The following is a 9,049-nucleotide window of genomic DNA, read 5'->3' as shown; positions in this document are numbered from 1 at the left end:
GGATACACGCCACACAAGCGTTTGAACTCTGTTGGCTTTAAAGTTTTTACTTGTTCGTAAGTCATCTTTCAATCTTAACTCTTGGACTATTTTATCCTATTTTGTCTAGACTTATGCAAGAGATCTACTGTACCGCCTCATTTTGACTCAGTACAGCCTCAATTTCTCCTAATTCAATACGGAAGCCGCGAAGTTTTACTTGATTGTCAATCCGTCCTAAATATTCTAACTCTCCCTTGGGTAAATAACGGGCTAAATCTCCCGTTTTATACAATTTGTTGGAATTTTCAAAAGGACTAGAAATAAACCTTTCTGTTGTTAATTCAGGACGATTGAGATAACCTTTTGTTACTCCTGCACCCCCCACATACATCTCCCCAGGTACACCAACCGGTACAAGTTGTAAATGTTAGTCCAGTAAATATACCTGTAAGTCAGGAATGGGACGACCAATCACACTAGCTGTACTATCCAAGTCGGTCATACTTAATGGTCGATAGGTAACATGAACGGTAGTTTCTGTAATTCCGTACATATTAACTAATTGGGGGCATTGGTCGCCATGACGCTGAAACCAAGGTTGTAAACTGTTAATTTCTAAAGCTTCTCCTCCAAAAATAACCAAACGTAAGCTTAAATCGTTATCTGTTGTCGATGAACGATCCCCCCTAACCCCCCTTGATAAGGGGGGAAAACTTCCTTTTAAGGATTCTTCAAGTTGAATTAACTGACGAAAAGCGGTAGGGGTTTGATTGAGAATTGTGACTTTTTCTTGACATAGTAGCTGATAAAATGCTTCGGGAGAACGGGTCACTAAGTAGGGTACAACTACCAAACGTCCACCATATAACAAAGCTCCCCACATTTCCCACACCGAAAAGTCAAAAGCGTAGGAATGAAATAGACTCCAGACATCTTGACTATTGCAATTATACCAAGCATCTGTAGCGGCAAATAATCGCACGACCTTGGAGTGATTGACTAACACCCCTTTCGGTTTACCTGTGAAACCGGAAGTGTAGATAACATAAGCTAAGTTATCTGGAGTGACCGTGTTTTCTAGATTGGAATGGCTGTTTTCAGCAATTTTTTCCCAGTCGTTATCTAAGCAAATAATCGAAGCTTGATGTTGAGGTAGATTTTCTCCTAACGTTTGTTGCGTTAACAGCACTGATAATTGAGCATCTTCTAACATGAAGCTTAACCGTTCACTGGGATATTCAGGGTCAAGAGGAACATAAGCACCACCCGCTTTTAATATCGCCAATAACCCCACAATCATCTCTAAAGAACGTTCAAGACAAATCCCCACTAATTGCTCAGGTTTTACTCCCAAAGATTGCAAATAATGTGCTAACTGATTAGCTTGACAATTTAACTCATTGTAGGTTAATTGTTGCTCTGAATATACAACTGCTACCGCATCGGGTGTGCGTTTTACCTGTTCTTCAAATAACTGATGAATACAGTAATGATCAGGATAAGACGTTTGAGTTTGATTCCATTCTACTTTAAACCGAAGCTATTTATAGCATATTCTGGATGATAAATTTTAGTGATGGATACAATTTTTTACATTTTTTTTCCAAAATGGTTCTGAAAAGCTTAAATTTTAGTTAAGCTGTTTTCATAATTCTCCTTCTTCATAATTTTCTGAGGCTGCTGCCATAACTTTACCACCATTATATCGCAAGGACTTTTATCGCTTTGAGGGAACGGGGAACAGGAAACGGAGAAGAAAATCGGCGCACCTCATTGCTGTGAAACCTGTATCCCGAAATCTTATCACAGAAAAAAAAATTTGTCATGGTCAACGAAATTCGCTAATATGTGGTATTCTGAGAAGCGCTCACTAGCTTTTGCTATCAAAACAATGGTCACTTGTAGTAAGATAACGAGGGTTAAAAAAGCAGTAGCAGGGGTGGCTGAGAAAGCTATCTCTTTATACTGACAGATAAAGCGACGGGATTATGTTAGCACAACTCAAACACAATAACCTTAGAATTGTCGGGGAGCCTTATATTTTCGCCAATTGCCTTTTACACAGGGGAGGGTTTCTCCTGAAACTAGAACCCAACAGACAAGCTCAGGATTAACTCCGCCAATCCAACCAAAATCTAAAATCATTCCGGCAAAATGTCCACAACTCAAATATAAGTGCTATATGTCCGCCAAAGTCCCTCAAGCTCAAGATCGCTCGACGTCTAATATTATCTCCGATGTCAGCAAATTTTGGCACAGTGTCAAGCTGATCGCTGCTCCCTATTGGTATCCTGCTGAATCGGGGGGAAGGGCTTTTTCTGATGTGATGAAAGCTTGGGCAATGCTCATCCTACTAATCGGGGCAATCCTAGGAGTTGTAGGATTAAATGCCTTCAATAGCTTTGTTAGTAATTACTTAGTTGATGTCATTCTTGAAAAAAATGATTTTGATAAATTTGTCAGAACTTTGGTAGTTTTTGCGGTTGGACTGCTCTTTGTCACCCTTTTAGTTGGCTTGCTTAAATTTCTCAGGAAAAGAATCGCCCTAGATTGGTATGCTTGGCTCAATGACTGGATTCTCTCAAAATATTTGCATAATCGCGCCTATTACAGAATTAATTTTAAATCCGATATCGACAACCCAGATCAGCGTTTATCCCAAGAAATTGAGCCGATTACCAGTAAAGCTCTCTCCTTTTTTGCAGTTTCCCTAGAAAATGTCCTAGATATGATCACTTTTTTAGTGATTCTTTGGTCAATTTCTTCCTCTGTTGCCATTATTTTAGTCATTTGGACAATTCTCGGTAACGTCATTGCTATCTATTTTAACCAAGCTCTAAATAAAATCACTCAAGAAGAATTAGAACTTAAGGCTAACTATAATTATGCTCTAACCCACATTCGTAATCATGCGGAGTCAATCGCTTTCTTTGAGGGAGAAAATCAGGAATTAAATATTATTCAGCGGAGATTTAATAAACTCTTAAGCAGTGCTAAACGTAAAATTGATTGGGAGAGAGGCACAGAGATTTTTCGTCGAGGCTATCAGGCGGCAATTCAAGTATTTACTTTTGTCATTTTGGGTCCTTTGTATATCAATAGTGAGGGCATTAGTTTCGGACAGGTCGGACAAGCCTGTTTAGCGGCTAATTTGTTTGCTACGGCGCTGGCGGAATTAATTAATGAATTTGGCACTTCGGCACAATTTAGCAGTTATGTTGAACGTCTATCGCAATTTTCCCAAGCCTTAGAAGAAGTCATTAAACAACCGGAAAATTTAAGCACGATTACAACTATCGAAGAAACTCAATTTTCCTTTGAAGATGTCACCTTGCAAACTCCCGATTATGAACAGGTAATTGTCGAAAACCTCTCCCTTTCTGTTCAGCCTGGACAAGGTTTATTAATTGTCGGTCCGAGCGGTCGGGGTAAAAGTTCCTTGCTACGCGCAATTGCCGGTTTATGGAATGCAGGAACCGGCCGATTAGTTCGTCCCCCCCTAGAAGAAGTATTGTTTCTGCCTCAACGTCCCTATATAATATTAGGAACCTTGCGAGAACAGTTACTTTATCCCAATCGCAATCAAGAAACCAATGAGATAAAATTGAGGGAAGTTTTACAAGAAGTCAATCTCCAAAATTTACTAAATCGAGTCAATAGCTTTGATACAGAAGAGCCTTGGGAAAACATTTTGTCCCTGGGAGAACAACAACGTTTGGCTTTTGCTAGGGTATTAATTACCCGTCCCAGTTTTACTATCCTCGATGAAGCCACAAGTGCTTTGGACTTAAACAATGAAGAAAATTTATATCGGCAATTGCAGAAAACTCACACAACTTTTATTAGTGTCGGACATCGGGAAAGTCTCTTTAACTATCATCAATGGGTTTTAGAACTCTCTAGTAATTCCCATTGGCAACTGCTGACAGTGGAGGAATATCGCCGACAAAAAGCAAAAGAAATTATTAATATTTCTGTCGATAATTCTCAAGCTAGGCTCGAAGATTTACCGAATCAGGAAACCGAGGTCAATCCTAAAATCAATTCTGCCGGGGAACCCCCCCCCGAATCGCCAACGACAACAATCTTAACAGAACCTCTAGAAGGACTTTCCCATGCACAAATGAAGGAATTAAGCGACTATTCCCTTAGTAGCATTAGAAGCAAAGCCAGTCAGGGAAAATCAATTACGGGTAAAGATGGACTGACCTATCGCTATGACAAAGACCCTAAAATCTTAAAATGGCTAAGAGTTTAGCCGATGAGAGATGGGTCAAAAAACAACGTTAAACTATTACAGAAATTAGCTACCAAAAAAATGAATTAAACCCTGGTCAATCAACAACAGTTCTTCCAAGAAATCGTCCAAGATATCGAGCAAAATAAAATTGCAATTGCGGCGAAAAAACTGCGTCAACAGGAAGCAGATAGCTGTGAAATTCCGGCTCAGTGGCTCTGGAAAACAGCAGCAGCTTTGGAAACCAACGACTGGAGCATTTTATCAGAAGATTTCATTAATTTGAATTTTATCGGTAAAAATGGTTATTTTCTGATGATTGCTCCCTATCGCATCAATCGTCAGGGAGAAAGACAACTCACTTTGAGTGCGATTTACGGAAAAATTAACCAAAATAGTCAACCTTCTATCGAACAACTAGAAAGCTTAACTCGTGAAAAATTTGGCAGTCTAAGACAACCAATTCCCAGAAATTTGTCCTTTACTGAAATTGCTAGTTGTGGCACGGTTAAAGGTGAAAACGGGGAAGCTTTTATCGTTCCCCATAGGTGGACTTTTCCCAATAGTGTTCAGGGGCCAGCTTTAAATAATGCCAGTGAGCAAAAACGACGCTTTTCTGGTTCTAGCTACGAATGTATCCGAAAAATTTTTGAGCCAGAAACGGCCGATTTACTATTAGAACCCCTGAGGATCAAATTAATGGTGAACGCTATCGTCATCTCGATACCCAATTCCATGAAGCGGGTCATGCTAGTGGGTTAGGATTTGACTTGAAACTCAAAAATAAACTGTTTCAAAACTATACCTATGCTGGAGTCGAGGAGTGGCGCTCAGATAGTTTAGGCTTTGAATTTGCCGATTGTGCTTTGCCGGCCGAAGAAGCGGGAAAATTAGTCGCTGTTAATTTCTGCATTCGCTTCGGTTTGGATGCTCACCGTTTAGGGGGTTTAGAAAAAGATGTGGATGTCCACGCTAGTTTGATCAGTTTGGAATATCTCTTGCAAAATGATGCTATTTATCTCACAAAAAATGGTCAATTGGCCCTGCGTAATGTCAGTTATCCAGGCTTACTAAAAGCGGTGGAAATGCACCGCACAAAAGCTTTGTCTCTAACGCGAAGGGAGTTGAATCTAAATAGTCCAACGGGTCTTTTTGCTCTGTATAAAGTGGAGATTCATCCCGCAACTCAATTAATTTTTCAGGGACTAATTGTAGAGCGATGCCGCGGAATTTGGTCAGAGTTACAATAAGTACCTAGGGTTTGCTGTTAACCGGCCCGGGGAGGGATGTCAGTCAGCCATGTGCATCCCACCAAAGCCTATTGATGGCGATAGGGATTGGGGTCAACTCCTCTGAGTTTCTGGCCACAGCAAGTGCCGGCTCTGGAATATTAGTCGTTGACTTCTAAGTAGCTGTTTGCAATTAAATAGAAGATAGGTTTTGCACTCGATCCCCCCTGCCCCCCTTAATAAGGAGGGTGCCGACAGGCGGGGGGATCTGAGAGTTTTTTACGCCCATCTACTTACACATTTATTTATATATATATCGCTAGATAACTAAAATGTGTTAAACTAGGGGGTAGCATTCTGGGAAATCACGACAGATAGATCAGTCTCTTATTAGTCAGAATCCCTGAACCCCTGATTACCTCTTTCTCCCCTGGTCGATGACAAAACCAATGGCTGAACAACGCTCTGTACTAAAATTTAATGGCATCGATGATCACATGGATCTATCCCACGGATTTCTTGACATCGATCAGAGTATTACCATTACATTTTGGGCAAAAGGGGAAAATAATTTATCCACAGAAACGACTCTTTTAGAAGCTGTTAATCGGGAAAATAACCGCGTTCTACATATTACCCTGCCTTGGGGTGATCCCGTGAAACCTGCGATTTTTTGGGATGCGGGTAATGAAGAAGGTTTCGATCGAATTGAAAAAAAAGTCAAGCTTAAGGATTATAGTGATTGGACTCACTGGGCCTTTGTTAAAAATGCGACCACGGGCCGAATGTTAGTCTATCGTAATGGGATCATTTGGCATCGTGGCAATGGTCATAACCGTGCCTTAACGGGGATTGAAAAAATCATCTTGGGAGCCTCTGTTAATCTCTCCCATTATTGGCAAGGTTGTCTTGCAGAACTTTCTCTTTGGAATCAAGCGCGTAGCCAAGAAGAAATCCAAAAAACGATGTATCAATCTCCCTTAGTTGATAACCTTGGCTTAGTGACTTATTTATCACTCAATGGCAGTGCCGAGGATCAAACAAGTTATAGCAATCATGGTATTCTTTATGGGACAACCTGGCAACTAGATAGTCTTCCCTCTAAACCGACCTCGATCCCTAAATCAAAAGTTCAGACTAGCAGTAAAGCTAGAAGGAATGTGAAAAGGATAACAATGGTCAACGAAATTTTTAACTCCCTTGAAGAAGAAGAAGTGGTTGAACAGGATGCTCCAGCCGAACATCAAGAACCTTCCCTGGAAGAGAATCCAGAATCAATTATAATTGCCGCAGAAGCTGCTCTTGCCAGCAATGAAATTGAGGAGATTACTAAAACGGCAATTTCTCAACCAGATATACTGACTTATTCAAACCAGAAAAAACGGTTAATTATTTGTTGTGATGGTTCTTGGGAAGACTCTACCAGTTCTTACCCCACCAATGTGGTTAAATTTGCCGAATCTATTAAGTATATTGCCGAGGATCAAACCCCTCAAATCGTCTTTTTGTCAGGTTCTGGCAGCGCCGAAGATAACGAATTTATTAAAAGTTTAGGGAATGAAACTTTTGGCTGGGGACTCGATCGGATGATCCAAGATGCCTATCGTTTTCTTGTCCTTAACTATAATCCCACAAGCGAGGATGAAGTTTATTTGTTAGGTTTTAGTCGCGGAGCATATATCGTTCGTTGTTTGGCTAGTTTTATCGATAAATGTGGAATCCTAAAACGCTCTAAGATTAAAGAAATTCCCCTAGCTTATCAACTCTATCGAGACCACACCGTTAGTTCCGATAGTGCCAAAGCTCAACAATTTCGTGCCGCTAATGCCAAAAAAATTGAGACAGAAAAGGAAGATTTTCAAGATCGTATTCCAATCAAGATGTTAGGTTGTTGGGATACAGTTGGCAATTTTGGTATTCCTGATTTAACTACTTGGTTTCCCTTGGCTAAGTTTTATCATAAAAAATATGAATTTAGTAACACAAAATTAAGTCCGATTATCCAGAATGCTTTTCATGCTGTGGCCATTGATGAAAAACGTAAAAACTTTCCTTCCACTCCGATCAAAGCCAATCCCGAAAATCCTGAACAAGTTGTCAAAGAAGTTTTATTTGTGGGTGAACATACCTGTCTAGGTGGCGGCAAAAAAGAATATCAAGGACTTTCCGACTACCCGTTACAATGGATGATTAATCAAGCCAAAAAATTGGGATTAGAGTTTGACTCAACCACCTCTGAATTTGAGGAATTCCCAATTAAACTAGACCCGACCATCAAGTTCGATAATACGGTTAAAGGATTGTCGGCCTTGGGAGGTGAGCAATGGCGATATTTCAATACAAAAGTTGTCACTGTTCATCACAGTGTGGTAAAACGATTAAAGGCTTTTTCCGATTATCGTCCCAAAAGTCTTGAACCTTTTCTTCAAGCTTTACTTGACGGCGATCAACAGACAGATTAACCTTGCTTTAGAATTAAACTAATCCTTCGCTAGAAATTTGAGGTGATTTTTATGGAACTCGATAACATTATCAAAAAAGTGGCAGGTACTTATTTAGCTTCGGCTATTATTGCTGTCATCGTGCTAATTATTACCCTCGGACAACCCTTTGTAGTTTTTCTGGGTATCGGAGCGATGGGGTTGGTTAGTGTCTTAGGAGATGCGATCGCTCAGTACGGAATTGAAGCGGTTCTGAATTCTTTTTACACTGAGCGAAGTAAAAAAGAATCCCTGGAAACACTTTTGGCTGAAATTGATGCTTTACCTCTGACTGATGACCTGAAATTAAAAACCAAAAAACACTTGACTGACCATCAAGAACAGACAGTAAAGCAGCAAGAAACGGTAACTGAGCCAACTCCTGAAAGTCCTCAAACAGTTGTTATTGAAAATGAACCAGTTATTGAAAATGAACCAGTTATTGAAAATGAACCAGTTATTGAAAATGAACCAGTTATTGAAAATGAACCGGTTGTTGTTGAAGTTGAAAATGTTTAATTAGGTATTGCTCCCTCTTGCAATAGCTGGGGGCAGCGGATGATTATTGCTAAGTATTGAGGAATTTTTTGGTCTAAGATAGCTATGCTAAATAGGAACTCTCAACATCTGATGACCTATAAAAAAATTGCCATTTATGAGCAAAGCTATCAACTTCCTGTTTTTAAAAATAGATACTTAAAAAATTTTCAGAAAATCATCAAAGAACGTCGGAAATTAATTCAAGAAGGAGTTCGCTACCATTACTATTTTGGTAAGATTATTAAACGAAAAGAAAAAATTACTCAACAAGAAATCTTGATCGAGACTCAGTTATTAATTAAAGACTATAATTTATTAATTAATGGACTAGAAATCTATCAAGACGGATATTATCGTTTTTTACTCCAACTCAGTGACAATCTCAAAATTTTATTTTCCCAAAAATATCAAGAATTGAAAATCTTAGACTACGAGAGAATAAAGTTAGAAATTAAAAATAATAATAATCAAAATATTCTCAATCAACTCAAGCTGGAAAAACAGGAAAATTTTCGGGCAATTTTGCTACTGGGAAAAACATCTTTTTTGATGTTGAGAAAAACTAAATTACTAGGGGAAGG

The 9,049-nt window shown here is 39.4% G+C and carries 3 protein-coding genes and 3 pseudogenes; 5 read left to right on the top strand and 1 reads right to left on the bottom strand.

Translation table 11 applies throughout. The features are described from left to right. Window positions 1–130: 130 nt before the first annotated feature. A pseudogene (locus tag IQ242_RS09720) lies at window positions 131–1,483 on the bottom strand (amino acid adenylation domain-containing protein); the annotation flags it as partial. A 681-nt stretch (window positions 1,484–2,164) separates the two neighbouring features. Here IQ242_RS09720 and IQ242_RS09715 point away from each other — a divergent pair. The 5 genes and pseudogenes from IQ242_RS09715 to IQ242_RS09695 form a co-directional block, all read left to right on the top strand. Next, window positions 2,165–4,240, top strand: a complete 2,076-nt coding sequence (locus IQ242_RS09715; RefSeq protein ID WP_193959826.1) for an ABC transporter ATP-binding protein/permease — start codon at window positions 2,165–2,167, stop codon at window positions 4,238–4,240. 72 nt (window positions 4,241–4,312) lie between these two features. Beyond that, window positions 4,313–5,469 (top strand): annotated as a pseudogene (locus tag IQ242_RS27075) (DUF6014 family protein). A gap of 428 nt (window positions 5,470–5,897) precedes the next feature. After that, the gene (locus IQ242_RS09705) at window positions 5,898–7,910 is read left to right on the top strand and encodes a phospholipase effector Tle1 domain-containing protein (RefSeq protein WP_193959825.1); all 2,013 of its coding nucleotides are present in this window, start codon (window positions 5,898–5,900) and stop codon (window positions 7,908–7,910) included. 51 nt (window positions 7,911–7,961) lie between these two features. Continuing rightward, window positions 7,962–8,447, top strand: coding sequence for a hypothetical protein (locus IQ242_RS09700; RefSeq protein WP_193959824.1), 486 nt, complete (start codon window positions 7,962–7,964; stop codon window positions 8,445–8,447). Window positions 8,448–8,558: 111 nt separating this feature from the next. Further along, window positions 8,559–9,049 (top strand): annotated as a pseudogene (locus IQ242_RS09695) (hypothetical protein); the annotation flags it as partial.

This window comes from Microcystis sp. LEGE 08355, assembly GCF_015207185.1.
Lineage (GTDB): Bacteria > Cyanobacteriota > Cyanobacteriia > Cyanobacteriales > Microcystaceae > Microcystis > Microcystis panniformis.
The sequence above is the reverse complement of the archived record's forward strand: the minus strand, read 5'-3'. Positions and strand labels throughout refer to the sequence as shown.